This is a genomic window from Arthrobacter sp. SlRoot2-15, from assembly GCF_059739345.1.
Genome location: NZ_AP046058.1, coordinates 2,998,041 through 3,017,507 on the forward strand (window position 1 = coordinate 2,998,041; position 19,467 = coordinate 3,017,507).

Here is a 19,467-nt window from a genome sequence, read left to right on the forward strand (position 1 = left end):
CACATGTGGCGCCACATACCCTTGTCGGGCGCGCCGGACGCGCTTAGTTTTAACCCCAGTTGCACTGCCCCAGGGGGAGGGGTAGCGGTCATGTTGGGGGCACCGTGGAAGCTGTGCGCATCGTCGAGGACGAGGTCCGCGAACTGATCCGCCGCCGCGGCCTGGATCCCCTTCGGCAGGCCGGCGAAGTCCGGCGCCTGGTGGAGGAGGCGATCAGCGACTACGACGAACGGGCCCTGCTGGCGCCGCTGCCTCCCATCGGATCCCTCGAAACGGCCCGCCGGTTTGTCTTCGACGCCGTCGCTGGCTTCGGACCGCTGCAGCCGCTGCTGGACGACCCCGCGATCGAGGAGGTCTGGCTAAACGCGCCCGACGAGATTTTTGTCGCCCGCAACGGTGAGTCGGAACTGACGTCCATCGCCCTGACCGAGCAGCAAGTCCGCGACCTCGTGGAGCGGATGCTCAAGAGCTCGGGCCGCCGGCTGGACATGTCCTCCCCGTTCGTCGACGCGGCGCTGCCCGACGGATCCCGCCTGCACGTTGTGATCCCCGACGTCACCCGGCGGCACTGGGCCATCAACATCCGTAAGTTCGTGGTCAAGGCCAGCCGGCTCGAGCACCTCGTGGAACTGGGGACGCTCACCCCGCAGTCGGCCCGGTTCCTCGGCGCTGCGGTGGCCAGCGGGCTGAACATCCTCGTTTCCGGGGCGACCCAGGCAGGCAAGACCACCATGCTGAACTGCCTCGCCGCCAGCATCGGCACCCGCGAGCGGGTGGTCACGGTGGAGGAGATCTTCGAACTGCAGTTCCCGCTCCGCGACGTCGTCGGGTTGCAGTGCCGGCAGCCGAACCTCGAGGGGGAGGGTGAAATCCCGTTGCGCCGCCTCGTGAAGGAGGCCCTGCGGATGCGGCCGGACCGGCTGGTCGTCGGCGAAGTGCGGGAGGCCGAGAGCCTGGACATGCTGATCGCCCTGAATTCCGGAATGCCGGGGATGTGCACGGTGCATGCGAACTCGGCCCACGATGGGGCGCGTAAGAAAAAGCGTGTACCAAGGGCCCTCGTCAGAAGTGGCCAAAGTGGTGTGGGAAAGGCGCTAGGGCGTCCAGAACCTTGACGTGACAGTTAGGCCGTTGCCGGAAGACAGCACTTGAACCGGAGTTGTGGCTACATGCCAACCGATAGGCGGGCTCTCTTGGCATTGCGAGATTGGCTGAAGCGCATCCAAACGGCGGCGTCCAGTAGCCGGATCGTGGAGATCGAGGACGAAATATCAGAGGGTCGGAGCAACTCGATGGCTCTACGTCGTGATGGCTGTGTCAGAGCCGCACGCAGCGACATTGCCGGACTAGAACCAAGTGGCAGGCCTCTTCGAATGACGCTGTCGATGACCGGAAAGAGACGTGGTCGTTTGCGCGCAAGGAGTTTGCTTGCCTTCGTTTCGCCGACGCCGACGAAGGAATCCAGGGCTTGAAAGAGCGCATCCGCTGCACGGAGATCTCTGTCGTCCGCGTCCCACAAATCGACGTTCGGCGGAATGTCTGACAAGAGCTCAGATAGTTGAGTGGAGTCCCGTTCCAAGAGGGCACGGACGGCGCGCGGTTCGAATCGGACATCGAGAAGGCTTACCGCCACGACGTCAGCCGGCCCAATGACGTTTACTGGGTTCTCCCCAATTTCATCGAATGTCGACCCTGCAAAAGGGCCGTCCTTGTCAAAAAAATGACGAAGAAGCCGGTCCGCAGGTGCACCGATAACGTCGTCTATCTGGTCCGTCAATGTCATGAAGCGAGCCTAGCCGACACGGATAACCATTCACTCGGCCACGGCAGAACGACGGCCCGGGTGGTGACGACGATGCCGCTTGAGAAATGGAGAAGACCAAGATGCCGCTCCTAGGAATGCACCTCGAACTTGCGGTAACCGGCGCGCGTCCGGGGCGCCGAATCGTGGCCGCCCGGGCGGGGTGGCCGGGCTGCTTGGCCGAGCCGGTTTGGTCCATGAAACGCAAAGCCCTCGCGCCGCGGGCCACCACCGAATGGGCAGAACTGCCGATCGTCAAAGCCTGCTGACGACCGGGAGCTACAGGATGCCGGGATTCTCGACGACGTAGACGATGCCCAGGCCGTTGCGGTAGTAGTTTCCGATGCGCACCTCGTACGGCTCCAGGCTCAGCGTGCTGTAGAGCGGCACGTTTTCCATGAGTGCGAAGAAGCGCCGGGCCTTGTCTAGGGTCTCGGCCTCGGTGATCGACTCGAACCTGAACCGGTGGTAGTAGCCCGTGTCGGTGGTCGGCGTACCGCCGAGGAACGTTGGATTGGCGTTCAGGATCGCATCGGTTGGGGCAGGAGCTCGCCTTCGGGGGTGTAGTTGGTGAGTTTGAGGCGTCCCACGCTCATCTCCTCCGGTTGTTGGCGGCCAGCGCTGTGGTGCGGTCAGCGTGATAGGGCGTGGTTCCCGATCTGTTGTTGGGGGCAGACTGAGGTTCCCACACCGGGTACCCCAGTACCGATGTGCGGCTTCGGAGTAGAGTCTGTCCAGCCCGACGGGCGATGTCGGCATGGCTACAGGCCGAGGTCTTTCTCGGCGGTCACCCAGTTAGCCGCGATCGCCGCGCGCCCGGGGTGCAGGCCGGGTCCGGAGGGTGCAGGCCGGCTGCAGCGTCGATCGCGCGCGCCTTGCACTGGCCGGGGCCAAAGACACGTCCACGGCCACCTGGTCGAAGTGCAGAGACTTCACGCCTGGTGCGGCGCCGCTTGCCGCCAGCTGAAGGGCGCCCTCGCTGACCGTCGCTCTGCCAACTGAACCAGAGCCCCGCGCACGGCTCCCGGCCCCCGAACAGGGCCGCTCACCGCCAACCGCTTACCGTTCTTATCCCCAGCTCGGCAACTGGCTGCTTCATTCACGAACTACCCCTCAATGCGGGCGTTCAGCCGGGCGGAAGCACCCGTCTGTCCCTGTTCGGCGGTTCTTACGAGCGTCATTTGTGCGGTGGCCCGGAGAGTGTCACCGCCGGCGAAAGACCTTGGACATCGAGACGAACAGGTCTCTCCACGGGAAGTGGCCCGGCCGCGATTCGACGACATGTCTCATTCTGCGGCCCTTGTCGCCACCCAGCTCCCTTGGCGCAAATTCGATCTTCGTTAGGGCCCGGAGCGCGTTATCGCGTCCGCCGTGTAGCTTGATGTAACGGTCTGCTTCGGCGATTTCTTCAGGTGCTGGATCCGGTTTGATTTCCGCTCTTCGAAACGGGGTCATGGTGGGCCTTTCGTGAGTCCTTCTGCCATTAGGCACAGACAACAAAGTTGACTTTCAAGCCCGGCCACCGGAACCGTCGGGGTGACGCGACGCGGACGCGCGGCCGCCTAGTCCCAAACCAGGCGCTCTCGCCAAGCTGAGCTGCACCCCGTCGCGCACTGCAGCAGTAGCCGGGACGTGCCACCCCGCCCTGTTAGGGTGTGGTCAACAAACCCAACCCTAAGGAGCGCCATGCCTGCCCCGTCCCCCGCACACGTCCCCGTCCTGAAGAAAATGTCCGAGGAGATCCTAAAGGTATCGCCGAAGGCGTCCTTCTTTGTGTGCCATGTTTTGGACGGACAGGAACGCGCCATGGGAGGGAGCACCACGCCGCAGGTCTACATCACCGCGGTGCACGACGCAGCCGGCAACTGGATCAGCGGCGAGTCGCTGGACACTCCCGAGAACCGAGTCGTGTCCAAATATCAGGACGAACTCGGCTGGACCGGCCGCGAAGACGGCCTGGCGTTCGCGTTCTCTGTCGCGGACGCGAAGGAGATCACGGACGAAGACACCGGGGCTCTTGACCCCGAGTTCGAGGGCCGTCCCGGGCTGGAAATCTTCTACTGAGCCCCCAACAGGGTTCGAACCGACGACCTACGCTTTACAAGAACGTCGCTGCTACCAGCCGAGCTATAGAGGCATGGCACCCGTGGAGCCGCCGAGGTCAGCCGATAACTGGCTGCGACCTCCTGCGGCAACTTCGGTGCTCCGTGCTTGCACAGGGACTTGAACCCCGGGCCTCCCGCGCGTCGGGCGGGCGCTCTGACCAACTGAGCTATACAAGCGTGCGAAAGGGAGCGACCAGGACTGACCGCTCCCTTTCCGCCGTATCGTGGCGTCCCCGTCCGCGCTTTCACACCCGTTGCCGGGTGCCGTGGTGGCGGAATCCGTGCCTGCACAGGGACTCGAACCCCGGACACCCTGCATGTGAAACAGGAGCTCTAACCGACTGAGCTATACAGGCGCAAGCCTATGCTTCACCCCGCAGACGTTGCCCGGCCGGACCGGCTGCAGAGCGTGGATTGCCAGGCCCGTGGTGGGCTCTCCGGTCGCGTATAGGCCAACGCGACGGCATCCAACATCTTCCATGTGTGCGGCGACCCGGCCACATCTCCCCGACCCCATTCCGGTTGGTGCCCGACCCCGGACTCGAACCGGGAACACCGACGGTTTGAATGTCGCGCCTCTACCATTTGGACCAGGCGGGCCTGTGGTGCCTTATCGTTATCGTTTGTACTGAACGATGGGGGACACATTGAACACATCACGAGCGAAGGTGCTTGCTGCACTGGCCGTTATCGCCGCCCTGGCTGCCGGCTGCTCCGAGCCCAAAGAGCCGATGCGGATCAACGAGGAGATCCCATCAGGTGCCAAGGCACGTGATGCCTGGGCTGCCAAGGTCGCCAACGACAACGGAGTCAAGGCCGACACAGGAGCGGCCGCGGTGGCCCGTGTCGCCTGCAGCGACGTCCTGCCGAAGCACAACGACCTCTCGGAGGCAGGACTGGAGCTCGCCAGATGGAAGAGCGTGAGGGCCTGGGATGCGTCCGTCCTCCTGGCTATAGCTATCTACGGCTACTGCCCGCAGTACAAGCCTCTCTGGGAGAACGACCAGGCATTCAAGACCACCAAGGTCAAGGGCGTCACCCAGGTCGTTAAGTAATTGGCGTACCGATAGCTGGACTTGAACCAGCGACCTAAGTAGGCGATAGACGCGCCAATTACATCCCTCTGAGGCTTTCCGTACCGTGCAGCGGTTGGCAAGGGTGGCCGGGGTTGATGGAAAGATCACCCCCCACTCCCTCCGGCACACGTTCGCCACTATCGCGCTGGACGCTGGCACTGCCCTGCATGACCTCCAGGACAGCATGGGACATGCCGACCCCCGCACCACACGCCGATACGACAGGGCACGGCACACGCTGGAAAAGGCGGCGGGGTATGACGTGGCGCGGGCGCTGGCCTAAACGGACCAGCACCTCAGAAGGCTGACCGCTCTTACCGTTGTGCCGCTTGCACCTTGTAGCCCCAGAACCGAATCGATAATTCGGCAAGGAGTTCCTCGTCGGTCAACCGGGACGCCGGGCTGACATGCGGTGTGTCGGTTTCCGTCGGTAGCAGGTGCACGTCGGCCTCGCGCTCCATCTCAGCGAGAGTAACCGCATCGGGACCTATGTCTGCGCGGCGTTCCCAGATGTCCTCTATGGAACCCTTGCGCCAGCCGAGGGCCTGCTCGATGCGGCGTTGGGAGTTCGGGTGCGCCACCTTTTCGCCCCCCTCCGCGGACATGACCGTTTTGACGTCGATCCCGGCGGCGAATGCGAGCTGCCGGCGGGACGGGTACTTGTCTTTGCGGGCAGCGGCAATGAGCTTGCCGATTGCCTCGAGTGTTTCCTGATCTTCCATGGGATTAAGTTCCCTCGAAAAGGAACTGATGTCAATCCATATTGGATCAAAATCCCTTATTGATATGGCAGATCGCGGTCCTGACTGGTACAAGCGTTGCCATGCAGGGGTCTAAACGGCCCGTCCCGGAGCGCATACAGGGCTATCAAGGCAGGGGTGTCACTGAAGCCCACAGGAGGGCTTCGAGGCCCTCCTAGGTGCTACCGGCGGGGTAATCGACGCCGCCACCACGGAAGGCACGGGCCATGCTGGCCGCAGCGCGGGCTGCATGGCCCGTGCTCCCGCGCTCTGGTGAGCTTGCTCCTGTTCACAGGGATCCGGTTGAGTGAGGCGCTGAACGCCAGCACGGCAGACTACGGCCACGACACCGCAAGGGCGGTAAGGATGCCAAGGTGGCCGTGCCGGCCCCTGCTGCGGAAATCGGTGATTTCCTGTGAGAGCGAGGCCTAGTTGGCGGCTTCCGCCACGTACGAAACGCCAAGTATCCGCGATTGGGAACATCCTCGGAGCTGACACCAGCCCGGACCTAGTTGGCGAACGAGAGGGAGACCGTGCTGACTCGGCCGCTCACGCCTTTGGAACACGCTGGTACATCCACGACGAAGCTTGGCGGCTTATGCACCTGGCGCTTTTGCCGTTGAGAACACCAAGAGTCTCACGGTCCTCGGTTCACAACGGCGAACTCGTCGTTTGCTGTCGAGGGTCCAGCAGGACATTATGGTGAGCGCACCAGCAGCCTTCACGATCGCCTGCCGAGGAGACCAAATCCGATGCCACATACCTGCAAGCCATTTTCATCCTGCATTTCAGCGTTTGACAGGCGGACTACATGACTCGCAGGAATTTTGACGGCACCCAGCCTGGCTCGCGGACAATCTCTCGTTCGATCCGAAAAGCGCCGCTAGATGTTCTTCGCCGAATGGGGCAAAGTGACCGCCCCGATCAGTGGTCGCGTGACGCGAACGAATGGTATTGGGTAAATAAGTTCGGCCACTCGCTCGTCGATGACTACAGCTTTGGGCTCATTGGTCAGACCTCCTACTATGCGGGACCCCTGACAGAAGAGGAGATCGGTCGCCTGACACCGGACGACCTGGCAGTGCTCGCTTGCTCCACAAGTGTGAAGGCGCGCACGACAGCAGCATGGAAGGCTGCAACTCCTTCGAGGTCGCTCGAAAGGCTAGCCTTCGACTCCGAGCGAGACGTCCGCAGGGCAGCGGGTCACAACCCCGCGACCCCCGTAGCGGTGATTCTGCGCATGGCTGGCCGAAACTCAGATGGCAAGCAAAATGGTGAGGTCAGCGAGCATCGTCTTGAGTTTCTATGGGCCGAACTCGAGTCTGTCCCAGTCGATCGAGAACTCGCTCTAAGAGTCGCAGGCGGCCGCTACGAGGATTTGTATCGCGTTGCTCTTGCCCGAAAGAAGTCAGTTTCTGTGGATGTTCTTACGAGGCTTGCTGCCTCTTACCGTTTGCCTCCAGGAGCGGCACTAGAACTGGCTGAGAACAATCACATACAAGTTCGCAGCTCATTGGCGGCGAATAGGTCGGCTACGATTCCAACGGAAGTTCTCGTGGGTCTTGCTGAAGATGCCGCGCCCGAAGTACGGGCAGCCGCCGCGACAAACTACAACCTGCCGGACGACGTGCTCCTGCGCCTGCTCGATGACGAAAGCGCGGAGGTCCGTCGTGCGGTGATTGTTCACGGTCATTTGAGCGACGACGTTCTGCACGGCTTGGACGGCAAGGATGAATCGCGTCGGAGTCTTCAAGAGCGTCTGCGGTCACACAAATGGTTCGGGGGTGGGTACCCGGATGATGGGGAGGAGTCTTCTCATGCAGCTCTCCTGCGCAAACTAGCTGGATCACCGTACGCGCTAACGCGTGCTGCAGTGGCCCAGAATCCTCAAACACCTATCGACGTTCTCGAAGAACTCGCAGGCGACACCGAAGAAGAAGTCATTAGTGCCATTTCGTATGGGCTCGGATACGACACAGCCAACCGCTTCGTCACTGGGGGCCACAATTTCACCACGATTTGGTGGTACCGCCGGCTGTTGAGCAGTACAGAGCATTCAAGTCTTCTGAACTCTCCGGTTGCCCTCCTCCGAGCGCTGGGAATCGCTCGACATGATGTCACCATCCACGATGATCCCGAGGCACTGTCCAGACTGACACGAGACGCAGCTCCCGTTGACCGGGCTGCGGCGGCGACAAACCCTTTTACTTCGTTTCTGGACGTCGTCGAGTTGGCGAGTGACGCGGACGAAACCGTGCAGCGGGTTGCTTCGTCAACTATCATTGACTGGCTTAGATGGCAACAGGAGCCGTATGTCCCTCGTGATAAGAGAGAAGACTTCGTAGACAACTGGCTTAACCGAATGGAGTCGGTTCCAGATGGAGTTCCTGAGATTCTTGGTAAGCCGAATTGGACGAGATTATCCGTAGGTCGATTTCCCGCAGGCGGGCGCTGGTTTGTAGGAGACGAAGGACTTGAGCTTCTGGCGAAGTCCGGAAGCACCGCCGTACGTGCGGCGGTTGCTTCCTACAATGGACCTCACGAGTCAAGGCATAGTCGGGTGCGCCTGACTCCGGAGGTGCTTGCTCTCCTGGTGAGGGACCAAGACAGCACAGTTCGCGAGCGGGCGCTCCGCAACACCGGCGCGGCTGCTGTCAGCCTTGCTGCCTCCAGCGAAGCGCCAGCGGAGGCGCTGGTTCACTATGCGCGTTCGAGCAACCCTGACTTGCGCCGCGCAGTCGCGGCAAACCCGCTGACCTCGGGACCCATTTTGGCGAACATCGTGCGCGACACAGAGGTCTCCGTCCGTGCGGCCGTTGCCGCAAACCTCGCTACACCGGGCGAAGCCCTCGTAGTCCTCGCAGGTGACCAGAGCGAGGAAGTTCTACTTGGGCTGCTGGCAAACGAGAATACTCCTCAGGCAATCCTTGAGCAGCTAGCCAACCGCCCGGCAGACTTCGGGGAAGATGAGCGGCATAGAAGGCTCGCAAGAAACACGAGTTCGCCCGCGCACATCCTTGCCAGGATTGCATACAGTTGGTCGGGCGAAATTCGTGAACTAGTCGCGATGAACCCGAACACGGCCGTGGATACTCTGGCGATCCTGGCGTTCGATGAGCACCCGCGCGTGCGTGCGGCTGCGGAGCGTCGCCTCCAAAGAGATTGAAGGTGTTTGAAACGTGGTCAATGCCATGCGGCTTACTTGCTTCATTCGCGGACCCGTGCCAAGTAACCGGCGAAGCGCAGCGACCGATCAGGAGCATGGAATGCTATCGGTCATCCTCGAGCGGGTTCACGACGCTCCCAATAAGCTCAGGTTGTGCCCGTGAAGGCCATACCTGCTTGTAAGAACCCTTGTCTGCGGTGTCCAAAGGCTCGATTGACGGGCGCCTCGTACCCGCGCAGGCTCGACCTCGATGAGTGTCAAGCGTGCGTGCATGGTCAGATGACACGAACCTGTTCAACCAGCTAGTGCTCCGCGGAGGGTGCCGCTGCATGGCCCCCATTGGGAAACTCGGATCTAGCGTCCCGCGCCTGAAATTCGGTGCCGACTCCAGGGTGGCCACGACCACTTCCTCGACCTGGTCCGCCGGAATGGGCGGTCGCGGTCCATTGGCTGGCGGACGGGACGCCGGCAGTGACGCGCGGCTGTTCGGTCATCGTGTTGCCTCTGCTTCCTTCGCCCAGCGGGCCGAATCGTTGTGGCGGGCATCCGGGTGCTTGGCGGCCTCGGTTAGGATGCCGGTGAAGACGCTCCTCGCGTGGGCGTGGAAGTCACCGTTGTCCGGTTCGCTGTGCAGGCCCTCGAAGACGGCGGCGAGCTCCAGGTCCGCCGCCAGGCCTTCCAGCTTGGTGTCGTCGCGGTAGACGGTGACGGCACCGGAGCTGAGGTCGCAGGTGATGGTCGTGAACATGCCGTCGTCGTTGCTCGCGGTCAGCTCGGCAACGACGGCGTCGTCCGGGTCGAGGGCGTCTTCGCCGATGGTGACTTCGCGGAGCTCGTAGAAGTCCCCGGAGTGGAGCCCGTCGTAGGCCGCGTCGGCGACGGCCAGGTCCCAGAGGGCGCCTTTCACGGTCCAGGCGCAGTCGGCCGGCTTCGCGTTGTGCGGGTCGATGCTGACGGAGAACGTGTCTTCGTCGTGCGGGTCATCGAACATGACCGTGAAACCCTCGGTGGGGGAGTCGGAGACGATGAGCTCGCGGCCCGACTCGGAGGTGCAGAGCAGCGGGTTCTCCCCGGCGTCCGGGTTAGTCCCGGTGTAGGCCTCCAGCTTGCCGGTGAGGCCGCCTTCGGCGAGCTTGTCCGCCAGGTGGCCCTGGGCGGCCTCGGAGATCATCAACGGCTGCAGCCCGTGGTTGAAGACCTGGTCGATGTTCTTGATCGCGTCGGCGCTGGTGCCGTTCGAGGCCGCGAGGGTCGCGGCGTTCTCCTCGTGCTCCGGCTCGGGGCTCTTGGCCATCAGCTCGGCGACATGCTTCGCGGACGTCCATTCGAGGCCGGCCCGGGAAGCGGCAAGCTGCTCGTACCGGATAGCGCGGTCCTCGGCCGTCGGCACCGGCATCCGGAAGCCCGGCAACGGGGCGACGTTGTCGTCGTGTTCGGTGGTGGCAAATTCTCCGCCGGTCGGGACGCCGGCTTTCACGCGGTTCTGGTTGGTCATGCCTGTCTGTGTGCGGCCGGCCCCGAAAAGCGCGCTTCAGGGGCCAAAAACGAGCGACCCACACCAACCGACCAGTGGACACGACGCGGGCAACGCTACTTCCCAGTGCTGGCGCGGGTTTTGGGCATGTGGACACGAAACCGACCACGGGGAAGTATCCCTATAGGAGAGAAAGAGTAAACAACGGGGAACTACCGAGGGCCCTTATGTAGTAGTAGTTAACTGATCGGTTTGGTCGGTTCTATATATATAAGGGCCCTCCTTCCCTTTATTGGCGCGGATCTTGGTGGCCACCAAATGGTCGCCACCTGGTCGGTTTGGGTCGGTCAAAACCGGTGAAAACACCACAAAAGTGCCGTTTCGTCGAAAACCGCGGTTTCCGGCGCCGGCCGGCGCGCAGGCCCGGAACACAAAAACACCCCGGAAACGGGGCCCGGGGTGCTTTCGCGCGCCGGCTCGAACGGCGTTTTGGGCGTTAGTCGCCGTTCACGGCGGGTGCCGGCGGGCAGTCCGCGGGGTCTCCCGGCCAGGAGGAAGACCTGTCGAAGACCCTGATGTCGGTCTCCAGGTTCGTCACCGCGGCCAGGTCCGGGGCCGCGTTGGAGTGCAGCCGGGACGCCCAGGCGCGCATCAGGGCGGTGCTCCGGGCGATCTCGTCACGGCTCCGCTGGACCCTGTCCCCGGCTGCCGCGGCAGCCTTTTCCAGCCGGGTGTGCTCGGCGGCGACCAGGGCCGTGGCGGCGGCGGGAGCCCGCGTTCCAGCTCGGCGTAGAGGGACACGATGTCGTCGTTCGGCCAGAGAGGGTAGGCGCAGATCCGCAGGCAGTGATCCTGACATGACTGTACGATTTGCCCGGCGGACCACGCATCCTACGGCCTGACGGTTCGCCGGCACCTCGCACTTCAACCAGACCGCGGCGTCGTTCCCGTCCGCGGCCGTGAAGCTGCCGGCGCCGACGGCGGACCCGGTCATCCTGACCCGGGTCGCCACCATCGCCCTGGCCGACCGGATCGTCGACGGCGTCCCGTACGCGCGGGCCGGGGTGATCCTGACGGACCTGTCGCCGGCCGGCGCCGCCCCGCAACTGCCGGCGTTCGCCACCGCCCACGAGGAGAAGCACATCGGGTCCCTGCTCGGGGACGTCCTGGACCGCTTCGGGTCAGGATCGATCGGCCTCGGCGTCGCCGGGCTCGTGGCCGAACCGGACTGGTCCATGAAACGCAAAGCGCCGTCGCCGCGGTACACCACCGAATGGGCGGAGCTGCCGGTCGTCAAGGCGTGCTGACGCGCCGGCAGCCCCGCGCCTAACTCTTCGGCGCGGGGCAGGTGGCCCAGATACCGTTCTTCTGGGCCACGGCGATCTTGCCCAGCTCCGCGGTCGGGACGAAGCGCTTCGGAACGGTCTTGCCCTCGGGGTACCACGCGGCGGCGTAGCCTTCCCTGACCATCCGATGGCCGATGTCCTGGGGGACGGAGCCGATTGTGATGACGTATGCGAGGATGTTTCCGTCCTTGTCGACGTCGGTATCCAGGGCCGGTTCGTAGGTGATGGTCAGGAAGGTGTCCCGGCCGAGCAGTGACGTGAGCTTTTGGGTGGCTTCCGCGCCGCCGCAGGCGGTGGCCTCGGGGGCGGTGACGCCCAGCATGTGCACCTTGACGTTGGCCTCGCCGGTTGGCTGGCCATTCTTTTCGCTGGCCGGCTGCACCTCGATGGTGTCGCCGTCGATGACCTTGACGAACCGGGAGACCAGAGGCTTCTTGGCCTCGGCGCTGGGTGTTGCAGAGTCGGTTGCCGTGGCGGGCACCGGAGCGCCGTCCTTAACTGCAACGGTGTTCGCTGTGGGGCTGCCGGCGCAGCCCGCGAGGGTCAACGCGAGGCCGGCCAGGACGGCGGCGGAAGGCTTGAGAAATGACATGGTTCCCGATCTGTTGTTGGGGGCAGACAGGGGTTCCCACACCGGGTACCCCCAGTACCGATGTGTGCGGAGTCAGAACAAAGTGTAACCAGCCCGACGGGCGATGCCGGCGTGGCGTGCAGGATTAAAGGCCGAGGTCTTTCTCGGCGGTGACCCAGTTGGCGGCGATCGCCTTCTGCGCCGCGGCCAGGGTGACCTTGTGGGCGCACACGGCCTTGTTCAGCTTCGTCTCGACGGCGTCTTTCGGGTTGGTGGTGCCCGGGGCGCCTTCCCGGTTCGGTTCCGGCCACAGGTTGGAGACGGCATTGGTGCCGCCGAGCTGGAGGGAGATCAGGTGGTCGTACTCGGTGGAGGAGGCCCGGGTCTGGCCGTACTGGGCCAGGCTCAGGGCCTTGGTCTTGGCGGTATCCGAGGCGGGGGCGCGGACCGTGGCCGTGTAGCCGGACTTGCAGATCCTCGAGGCCAGGTTCTCCTGCGTGACGGCCGGGTCGACAGCGCCCGGGGTGCAGGCCGGGTCCGGCAGGAAGTTGCCCTTGGCGGCGTCGACTGTGCGGACCTTGCACTGGCCGGCGGCCAGCGTCATGTCCCGGGCTACCTTGTCGGGGGAGTGGACGGATTTCAGCTCCGGCGCCGGGCCGGACATGGACCCTGCCGGGACAGCGGAGATCGACGGGGGTGTGCTGTCCGCCGGTGCCTCGTCCGCCGAAGCGTCGTCATCGTCTTCGGCCGAAGCGGCCGGGGTGCTGGCGGCCGGGGCGGGTGCCGAGGCTGCGTGGGATTTCTGCGAGCTGGTGTAGAGGATGCCGACGACGGCCAGGGCGGCCAGGAGCAGGACGATGAGCAGGGCGAGGCGTTTACGGGAGAAGGTCATGGCTTCCCATGTGGGCGGCGGGTCAGCCCTCGGTTCCCGGTGGACAGCAAGAGGGAGGAAGCCGAGGCCTCCTCCCTCTGTGCCGGGCGTGATTCCTAGCCGACGTGGATGCCGGGCCGGCGCGCCTTGTCGTGTTCGACTTCGCGCAGGATTTCGCGCACCAGCGGCGCCGTTTCGCCTTCGCCCAGGAAGAGGTACCGCATCAGGTGGCTCACCGGGTTCCCCTCGGACCACTCGAAGTGGCACTGGGGCTTGGTGCCGGTCGAGTCGCGCATGGCGAGCAGCACCGCGGCGATCGCGTTCGGCACCGCCGGGGACTTCACCCGCAGCACCCGGTAGCCGTCCACCTCGACGCCCTCGACCCGGAGCGTGTGGCTGAACGCCGACGGGTCGGAGATTTCCACCTCCAGGAAGATGACGTCCGCCGGGCCCGGGACGGGGTTCAGGCCGCGCTGTTCGTATTCCTTGTCGGCGTACTCGGCCTTGTCGCCGGCCTGGCGCTTGTTGGCGATGACATTCAGTTGCCCGTCGAAGGCGATCGAGTCGGTGATGAACTGCCGCGCCGCGTCGTCGAACTCGATGGTTTCGAGCCGCAGTTCGGTGGTGCGCTTTACCCGGGAGACCAGCGAGACGACGATGATGCCGCCGATGAAGAACGCGGAGATTGCGATGCCGTCGGGCTTTTCGATGACGTTGGCGCCCAGGGCGTAGAGCAGCACCAGGGTCAGTGCGCCGAAGCCGACCGTTCCGGCGCGGCTGCGCCGGCGGGCCGCCGAAACGGTCACGGCGACCGCACCGGAAACCATCATGGCGAGGATGCCGGTGGCGTAGGCGCCGGCCTGGGCGTTGACGTCGGCGTTGAAGGCGATGGTGATGCCGATGCTGAGGACCGTGTAGACGATCACGACGGGGCGGACGGCCCGGCCCCATTCCGGTGCCATGCCGTAGGCGGGCAGGTAGCGGGGCACGATGTTGATGAGTCCGGCCATCGCGGAGGCCCCGGCGAACCAGAGGATCAGGGCGCTCGAGATGTCGTACACGGTCCCGAACCCGGCGCCGAACAGTTCGTGCGCGAGGTAGGCGAGGGCGCGGCCGTTGGCCTGCCCGCCGTCCTGGAATTCCTTGGCCGGGATCATGACGGTGGTGAGGAAGCTGGTGGACATCAGGTAGACGCTCATGATGGCCGCCGCGGTGGTGAGCAGCTTGCGGGTGTTCTTCACCCGGGAGGCCGCGAGCTCCTCCGGGGTGGTCCCGTCCGCCTTGATCAGCGGCATCATGGACACTCCGGTCTCAAACCCGGAGAGCCCGAGGACCAGCAGCGGGAAGGCGATGACGGCCGGGCCGATCAGGTCCATCGGTCCGCCGCCGGCGTTGGCGAGCAGCCGGTCGGTCCAGCCCGCGACTAGGGACGGGACGGAGACGAGGTGCATGAATCCGGCGGCAACGACGGCGGCGTTCAACAGCAGGTAGACGGCCACCAGCGGGATGGCGACCCCGACTGCCTCGTTGAAGCCGAGCAGGAACACTCCGCCCAGGATGAGCAGCAGAATCACCGTGATGATGACGGCGCTGCCCTTGAGGGCTTCGGGGATCATCGGGTTCTCCAGCAGGTGCACGGTGGCGTCCGCGCCGGAGAGGGTGATGGTGATGATCCAGGACGTCGCCACGAACCCGAGCAGCAGCAGCACGAAGAACTTGCCGCGCCAGAACGGCAGCAGTTTCTCCAGCATGGCCACGGAGCCTTGCCCGTGCGGGCTTTCCTGGGCGACGCGGCGGTACATGGGCAGCATGCCCAGCAGCGTCAGGGCCACGATCAGCAGGGTGGCCAGCGGCGACAGGGCGCCGGCGGCGAGGGCGGCGATGCCGGGCAGGTAGGAGAGGGTGGAGAAGTAGTCAACGCCGGTCAGGCACATGACCTTCCACCAGGCGTTGGGGGTGTGGTCTTCCTCGGCTTCGGGGCCGGAGGGGGCGACCTGGTTGGCGAGCAGCCAGCGGACCAGCGGCTTGCGGTCCGGGGCGGGGGCCTGCTTCAGGTCAACCTGGGCCGGAACGGCGTGGTCGGAAGTGGTCGTCATGATGTCTTTCTGTCGATGGCCAGGCGTCAGCCGGGCCGGAGCGAAGGGACCGACCTATTGTAGTAGCGGTCCCTGCGGCGGGCGGTCAGGCTCAGGCAGCGTCCAGCTCGGCGAGGAGGGTGCCGTCGGCGATGTGGAAGGCGGTGCACCAGGGGCGTCCCAGCGGGTCGGTGCCGGCCGGGACGGCGACGGAATCCAGGACGTGCTGACCGTTCAGGTACCGGGTCAGCACGATCCCGATGCGTCCGTCGTCCATCGCCTTCGCGGACTGGAAGTTGCCGGAGACGAGCCGGCCGCTGATGTCGGTGGAGCTGGTCTGGATGTGCAGGCCGTCCAGCCGGGCGGCCAGGGAAACGATGTCGTCATTGGGGATGTTGCGGATCTGAACCATGGACCCCATGTGTGCGGAGGGGCGCGCCGCGGTCATCGGTGCGGGTGGCGGTACGATGAGCCAGCAGGGTGCGTCTGCGCCGGCTGAACTTCTGTGGGGGAGAACGTGAATACACGCATACTGGCCGCCGCCGCGGCCGCGGCACTGCTGGCCTTGACCGGGTGTTCGGCGCCGATGAGCGCCAAAGACTCCTGCGCGCAGTACAAGGACCTGATGGCGTCGTTCTCGGTCCCTGGCGCTGCCGTGAGTATGGACCGGGCCAAGGTCGCCGGCCAGTTCGCCGAGCTGGCCTCCAAGGCCCCTGATTCGCTGAAGAGTGACATGACGACGGTAGCCGCCTGGCTCAAGGTGTCGATTGCGGATCAGAACCAGGCCGAGGCGGACCGCCTCAACCCCGAGTACCGGAAAGCCGAGCGGCGGGTCCGTGACACCTGCAATAAGTCCGCGTAGCGGCACGGACGACTGGTGAGGGGTCAGCATACCGCTGGCCCGGGCAGGTCATCCCGGATTCCGAGTAGGTAGTCGTGCCGGACGGCTTCGTTCTCGAGCTCGGCGACACGGTCCTACTTCGCCTGGAGACATTGCCAGCGGCGTCCAGGGCGAGGCCGGTCATGTCGGGGGAGGCCCAGAAGTTGTCTCCGGCGCCGATCCGGTTGGCGACCAGTCGGTTGATTCCGGCGATGTCGCGTATTTCCGCTTCGCCGCCCAGCCGTCGGCGATGATCGCCCGGTTTGCCATGTCGGCGGCAGCCCGCAACCTGAAGAACTTGGTGGTGGAGCCGACGGGGACGGTGCCGCCGGACTTGTCCAGATAGCCGGGCAGGTCGGTCGCGTACTGACGGACCTCGGCGCAGTAGGGGCGCTCGATGTTCGGGTTCGGTTCCATGACCCATGTGTGAGGCAATACGGCGAAACCATACCGGCCCGCGACATGGACCGGTGACGATGGACCCATTGTTGACGGGAGGCCCAGTCGCTAGGATCACTCCAGCCGTGAAGTACCGCGGCCGTCAGCCGCAGCCTGGGGGAGACCATGACGATGCCCGAAATGCCCGACAGGGCGCCCGCTCAGCCTGCCGCCCCCATGCCCGGCTACGCACAGCCAGCCTTGTCCCGTAAACCCTCGAGAAAGACAATGCTGGCCGCTGCCGCCGGCCTCGCAGCCGGCATCATCCTCGGAACCGCCGGAACCCTCATTGCCGGCTCCGCCGGGGGCAGTAAAGCGCCGGCGGCTGCAGCTGCCACGCCGGCCGGGGTGACAGCATCCGCTGTCGCGGCATCAACGGGTGTCTTGAAGGGCGCCGTCTCCGCTTGCTCGCTGAAGGACCACCCGGATGCCAGGCTCGGGGACAACGGCACCAGCCTCACCATCAACGGGGCCGGGGAGGAGGACATCGCCACCTTGGAGGGACTGCCGGACAGTTTGGTGGACTGCCTTCTGGACACCGCCAAGACACCCGATTACGTGCGTGCGCAGATGAGCAAGACCCGCGCTCTGGACGGAACGCAGCACGGAACCTGGGGGAGCATCAGCGCAAGCTGGACCTTCCACCCGGACAGCGGGCTGGACGTTGTGCTGAGCGAGTCCCCGGCGGGCAAGTAGCCGCATTTCCTCTGCGGGCCGGCTGGAACCTTCGCCCTGGCCGTCGGGCGGGAGCGCGGACCGGCGGCAACCCACGTCTTGGAGGCGTGGTCGAACTCGATCCGCACCCGTCCCGGGAGCTCGCGCAGGTCGCTCCAGGGTTCGGTCCTGTCGGCACGGGCGCCGTCACTCTCGCGGTAGAGGAGCGTCACCGACCCGTCGGGGCTGGTCCTGCTGCCGGGGTCCAGGAAGTGCGGGAACCCGATAACGACGACGCCGGCCGAGTCGCCCCGGAGGACCTCATAGCGGCGGGCCAGCTGGGGCTTGGCCGCCATTACTATTCCCCGTAGCCGATCGTCTTGTGCAGTTCGAGCAGGCCGCCGTTCTGGAGCTTGTCGATCGCCCAGGCCATTTCCGGGAAAACGGTGGCGAGCTTCGCCTCGGTGTCCGGGTCGGCGATCAGCCAGAGATTCAGCAGCCGACGGGTCACCTCGCGCGGCTCCACACCGACAAGCATCTTCTGGTGGCCGAGCAGCTCACGGATGGCATGCTGGAGGACGGCGTCATCAAGCGAAGGTGCGACCGGGGTGAAGCCGGTGATGTAAGCCGAGAGAGGCGTCGTGCCGTACTTGGTGCCATGCATCGTATCGACGGCCGTGAACGACATGACTGCTGCCAGTGGGAGCCCCGCGGCGACTGCTGCCTCGACGGCTTCGTCGAGAGTCCGGAACGGCTCCGGGCGATCAAGCTCCTGCACCGTAAAGCGGCACCAGCCGTAAGTCAGGATGGTGACCTCCGCGACCACCTTGTCTGCCGGGAGGTCGACACGGGCTTCAGCGAGGCTGCCGAACACCGGCCTGCCTCCACGGTTGAGCTCATGAGTGTGGGCGCCGGGGGTGTGGTGGGCGTAAGCGGTAAGGGTCGTCATGGACCCCATGTGTACGGCGGCCGGCGCTCCTCTGTCCGCCGACTAGCTGCACATAATGTGGTCGCCGATCTGGGTGCAGCCGTGGCCGCCGCCTTGCCCGGGTGGGGGCGGGGTCCACCCGCCGGTCGGCGGCTTGACCGGCGCCGGGGCAGGAGCCGGAGCGGGTGCCGGGAGAGGAACCTGGCGGGCAGGGGCTGGAACGCCAGCGGGCGCCGGAGCCATCTGCACGGGTGCAGCCGGGATCGCTGCGGCCTGGGCCGCCGCCTCTGCTGCAGCGGCGGCTTCTGCGGCCTGCTTGGCTGCTGCCTCGTCCTCGGCCTTCTTCTTGGCCGCGGCTGCCTCCTCTGCAGCCTTTTTCTCGGTGATGCGTTTGGTCTCCGCGGCACGGAACGCCTCGACGTGCTCGCTGAGCTTCGCTGCGGCGGTGTCCAGTGTGGCGGCCTTGGACGCCACGGCTTCCGTGGTGGCAGCCAGGGAGGCTGCCTGCTCGCGGGTGGAGCACCCTGCCGCGGGCGGGGTCCCGAGGTCCGAGCTCGCCGAGTCAACGCCGGAGAGCAGCGCGGCCGATCCGTCGGCCTTGGCGTAGCCCGCAGCGTCCCCGGCCAGGGCACGCGCCTTAGCAGCCTTGTCCTGCGCCGCGGCCGCGGTGGCCGCTGACTGGCCGGCCGCAGCAACCGCGTCTGCGCAGCGGTGGCTGGTCTCGTCGTTGAAGCCCTGGACGCCGAACGCGGCGCCGGCGGAGAGCAGCAGCGCGGCGGTGGCCCCGCCGATGCCGAACATGGTCTTCCTGGTGATTCTCAAAATTCCCCCAATAGTGGTGCAGTCACAGGTCACTGTCGGCCGGTGCCGCGGTTTGTAAAGCGGAACGGGCGGCCAAATATGGGTGGGGTAGAGATGTGCGCTGAAGGACCCGGTGAGGTTATGGCCGTCCTTGGCCACCGCATCCAATCCACCATCCTGGCTGAAATGCTGGTGTCGTCGACGACGAACCAAACCTATTCAGCCTCAGGACCGACGCGAGCAGCTGGATATGGTTCATGTGGCATGGCACTTCTTGATGTGATCCCGTACACCCTCGCACCCTGCATTGACCGCTCGTCCCGGGGCGGCACCGTAGTGACGCCCGTGCCGCTGGCGCGGGCGAGGCGGTAAATGAGCTTCTCCATGCCCCTGAACATGCGCAGATTTCCGGGTGGTGGCCCCACGAACCCCAGATGGGCGATTCGGGGCGGCGGGCAGCGCGGAAAACGCTGGGAAAACGGCGCTTAACACCGGAAAGCCGGTTTTAGGCGCCGCACCCTCTTCTCCCCTCGTCACAGGA

18 protein-coding genes, 4 tRNA genes and 3 pseudogenes are annotated in these 19,467 nt (G+C 65.1%); 10 read left to right on the plus strand and 15 right to left on the minus strand.

Features of this window, described 5'->3' with window-relative positions; genetic code table 11:
* Positions 1–104 precede the first annotated feature (104 nt).
* Positions 105–1,052 (plus strand): annotated as a pseudogene (locus AC6I9V_RS13800) (TadA family conjugal transfer-associated ATPase); the annotation flags it as partial.
* A gap of 113 nt (positions 1,053–1,165) precedes the next feature.
* On the opposite strand, the gene AC6I9V_RS13805 reads toward AC6I9V_RS13800, so the two are convergent.
* A complete protein-coding gene (locus AC6I9V_RS13805) occupies positions 1,166–1,783 on the minus strand; it encodes a DUF6308 family protein (protein WP_497899819.1) in 618 nt (205 codons plus the stop codon).
* 116 nt (positions 1,784–1,899) lie between these two features.
* Between AC6I9V_RS13805 and AC6I9V_RS13810 the strand changes: the two genes are divergently transcribed.
* Positions 1,900–2,070 carry a DUF4113 domain-containing protein gene (locus AC6I9V_RS13810; RefSeq protein ID WP_497900318.1) on the plus strand — a complete coding sequence of 57 codons (171 nt, stop codon included), beginning with the start codon at positions 1,900–1,902 and terminating at the stop codon, positions 2,068–2,070.
* 1,262 nt (positions 2,071–3,332) lie between these two features.
* On the opposite strand, the gene AC6I9V_RS13815 is transcribed toward AC6I9V_RS13810, so the two are convergent.
* Positions 3,333–3,407, minus strand: a tRNA-Pro gene (locus AC6I9V_RS13815).
* Positions 3,408–3,487: 80 nt separating this feature from the next.
* Between AC6I9V_RS13815 and AC6I9V_RS13820 the strand changes: the two genes are divergently transcribed.
* Positions 3,488–3,865 (plus strand): hypothetical protein, encoded by a 378-nt coding sequence (locus AC6I9V_RS13820; protein ID WP_497899820.1) that lies wholly within the window; start codon positions 3,488–3,490, stop codon positions 3,863–3,865.
* Between the two features lie 144 nt (positions 3,866–4,009).
* Here the strand turns inward: AC6I9V_RS13820 and AC6I9V_RS13825 are convergent.
* From AC6I9V_RS13825 to AC6I9V_RS13835, 3 genes are all read right to left on the minus strand, one after another.
* Positions 4,010–4,083: transfer RNA gene (locus tag AC6I9V_RS13825), tRNA-Val, on the minus strand.
* Positions 4,084–4,188: 105 nt separating this feature from the next.
* A tRNA-Val gene (locus tag AC6I9V_RS13830) sits at positions 4,189–4,262 on the minus strand.
* 167 nt (positions 4,263–4,429) lie between these two features.
* Positions 4,430–4,506: transfer RNA gene (locus AC6I9V_RS13835), tRNA-Leu, on the minus strand.
* A gap of 47 nt (positions 4,507–4,553) precedes the next feature.
* Between AC6I9V_RS13835 and AC6I9V_RS13840 the strand changes: the two genes are divergently transcribed.
* Both AC6I9V_RS13840 and AC6I9V_RS13845 read left to right on the plus strand, forming a co-directional pair.
* Positions 4,554–4,961: a hypothetical protein gene (locus AC6I9V_RS13840; RefSeq protein WP_497899821.1), complete on the plus strand. Its 408-nt coding sequence runs from the start codon at positions 4,554–4,556 to the stop codon at positions 4,959–4,961.
* A 64-nt stretch (positions 4,962–5,025) separates the two neighbouring features.
* Positions 5,026–5,265: pseudogene (locus AC6I9V_RS13845) on the plus strand (tyrosine-type recombinase/integrase); the annotation flags it as partial.
* A 31-nt stretch (positions 5,266–5,296) separates the two neighbouring features.
* Here the strand turns inward: AC6I9V_RS13845 and AC6I9V_RS13850 are convergent.
* Complete coding sequence (locus AC6I9V_RS13850; RefSeq protein ID WP_497899822.1) at positions 5,297–5,704, minus strand: helix-turn-helix domain-containing protein; 408 nt, start codon at positions 5,702–5,704, stop codon at positions 5,297–5,299.
* 829 nt (positions 5,705–6,533) lie between these two features.
* Here AC6I9V_RS13850 and AC6I9V_RS13855 point away from each other — a divergent pair.
* Positions 6,534–8,888 (plus strand): hypothetical protein, encoded by a 2,355-nt coding sequence (locus AC6I9V_RS13855; protein WP_497899823.1) that lies wholly within the window; start codon positions 6,534–6,536, stop codon positions 8,886–8,888.
* A 490-nt stretch (positions 8,889–9,378) separates the two neighbouring features.
* Here AC6I9V_RS13855 and AC6I9V_RS13860 read toward each other — a convergent pair whose 3' ends face one another.
* Both AC6I9V_RS13860 and AC6I9V_RS13865 read right to left on the minus strand, forming a co-directional pair.
* Complete coding sequence (locus tag AC6I9V_RS13860) at positions 9,379–10,383, minus strand: hypothetical protein (protein WP_497899824.1); 1,005 nt, start codon at positions 10,381–10,383, stop codon at positions 9,379–9,381.
* A gap of 475 nt (positions 10,384–10,858) precedes the next feature.
* Positions 10,859–11,221, minus strand: coding sequence for a hypothetical protein (locus AC6I9V_RS13865; RefSeq protein WP_497899825.1), 363 nt, complete (start codon positions 11,219–11,221; stop codon positions 10,859–10,861).
* Between the two features lie 97 nt (positions 11,222–11,318).
* On the opposite strand from AC6I9V_RS13865, the pseudogene AC6I9V_RS13870 reads away from it, so the two are divergent.
* Both AC6I9V_RS13870 and AC6I9V_RS13875 read left to right on the plus strand, forming a co-directional pair.
* Positions 11,319–11,447, plus strand: a pseudogene (locus AC6I9V_RS13870) (hypothetical protein); the annotation flags it as partial.
* Positions 11,427–11,669 carry a DUF4113 domain-containing protein gene (locus AC6I9V_RS13875; protein WP_497900319.1) on the plus strand — a complete coding sequence of 81 codons (243 nt, stop codon included), beginning with the start codon at positions 11,427–11,429 and terminating at the stop codon, positions 11,667–11,669. The pseudogene AC6I9V_RS13870 and the gene AC6I9V_RS13875, both read left to right, overlap by 21 nt.
* Positions 11,670–11,688: 19 nt before the next feature.
* Here AC6I9V_RS13875 and AC6I9V_RS13880 read toward each other — a convergent pair whose 3' ends face one another.
* The 4 genes from AC6I9V_RS13880 to AC6I9V_RS13895 form a co-directional block, all read right to left on the minus strand.
* The gene (locus AC6I9V_RS13880) at positions 11,689–12,300 is read right to left on the minus strand and encodes a thermonuclease family protein (protein WP_497899826.1); all 612 of its coding nucleotides are present in this window, start codon (positions 12,298–12,300) and stop codon (positions 11,689–11,691) included.
* 124 nt (positions 12,301–12,424) lie between these two features.
* Positions 12,425–13,171, minus strand: coding sequence for a hypothetical protein (locus tag AC6I9V_RS13885; RefSeq protein ID WP_497899827.1), 747 nt, complete (start codon positions 13,169–13,171; stop codon positions 12,425–12,427).
* 95 nt (positions 13,172–13,266) lie between these two features.
* The gene (locus tag AC6I9V_RS13890; protein ID WP_497899828.1) at positions 13,267–15,246 is read right to left on the minus strand and encodes an APC family permease; all 1,980 of its coding nucleotides are present in this window, start codon (positions 15,244–15,246) and stop codon (positions 13,267–13,269) included.
* 91 nt (positions 15,247–15,337) lie between these two features.
* A complete protein-coding gene (locus tag AC6I9V_RS13895) occupies positions 15,338–15,637 on the minus strand; it encodes a hypothetical protein (protein ID WP_497899829.1) in 300 nt (99 codons plus the stop codon).
* Between the two features lie 105 nt (positions 15,638–15,742).
* Between AC6I9V_RS13895 and AC6I9V_RS13900 the strand changes: the two genes are divergently transcribed.
* Positions 15,743–16,087, plus strand: coding sequence for a hypothetical protein (locus AC6I9V_RS13900; RefSeq protein ID WP_497899830.1), 345 nt, complete (start codon positions 15,743–15,745; stop codon positions 16,085–16,087).
* 159 nt (positions 16,088–16,246) lie between these two features.
* Here AC6I9V_RS13900 and AC6I9V_RS13905 read toward each other — a convergent pair whose 3' ends face one another.
* Positions 16,247–16,522 carry a hypothetical protein gene (locus tag AC6I9V_RS13905; protein ID WP_497899831.1) on the minus strand — a complete coding sequence of 92 codons (276 nt, stop codon included), beginning with the start codon at positions 16,520–16,522 and terminating at the stop codon, positions 16,247–16,249.
* A 249-nt stretch (positions 16,523–16,771) separates the two neighbouring features.
* On the opposite strand from AC6I9V_RS13905, the gene AC6I9V_RS13910 reads away from it, so the two are divergent.
* A complete protein-coding gene (locus tag AC6I9V_RS13910; RefSeq protein ID WP_497899832.1) occupies positions 16,772–17,239 on the plus strand; it encodes a hypothetical protein in 468 nt (155 codons plus the stop codon).
* A gap of 316 nt (positions 17,240–17,555) precedes the next feature.
* Here AC6I9V_RS13910 and AC6I9V_RS13915 read toward each other — a convergent pair whose 3' ends face one another.
* Both AC6I9V_RS13915 and AC6I9V_RS13920 read right to left on the minus strand, forming a co-directional pair.
* On the minus strand, positions 17,556–18,146 hold the full coding sequence (locus AC6I9V_RS13915; RefSeq protein WP_497899833.1) for a hypothetical protein: 591 nt from the start codon (positions 18,144–18,146) through the stop codon (positions 17,556–17,558).
* A gap of 42 nt (positions 18,147–18,188) precedes the next feature.
* Positions 18,189–18,947, minus strand: a complete 759-nt coding sequence (locus tag AC6I9V_RS13920; RefSeq protein ID WP_497899834.1) for a hypothetical protein — start codon at positions 18,945–18,947, stop codon at positions 18,189–18,191.
* Positions 18,948–19,467: the final 520 nt, after the last annotated feature.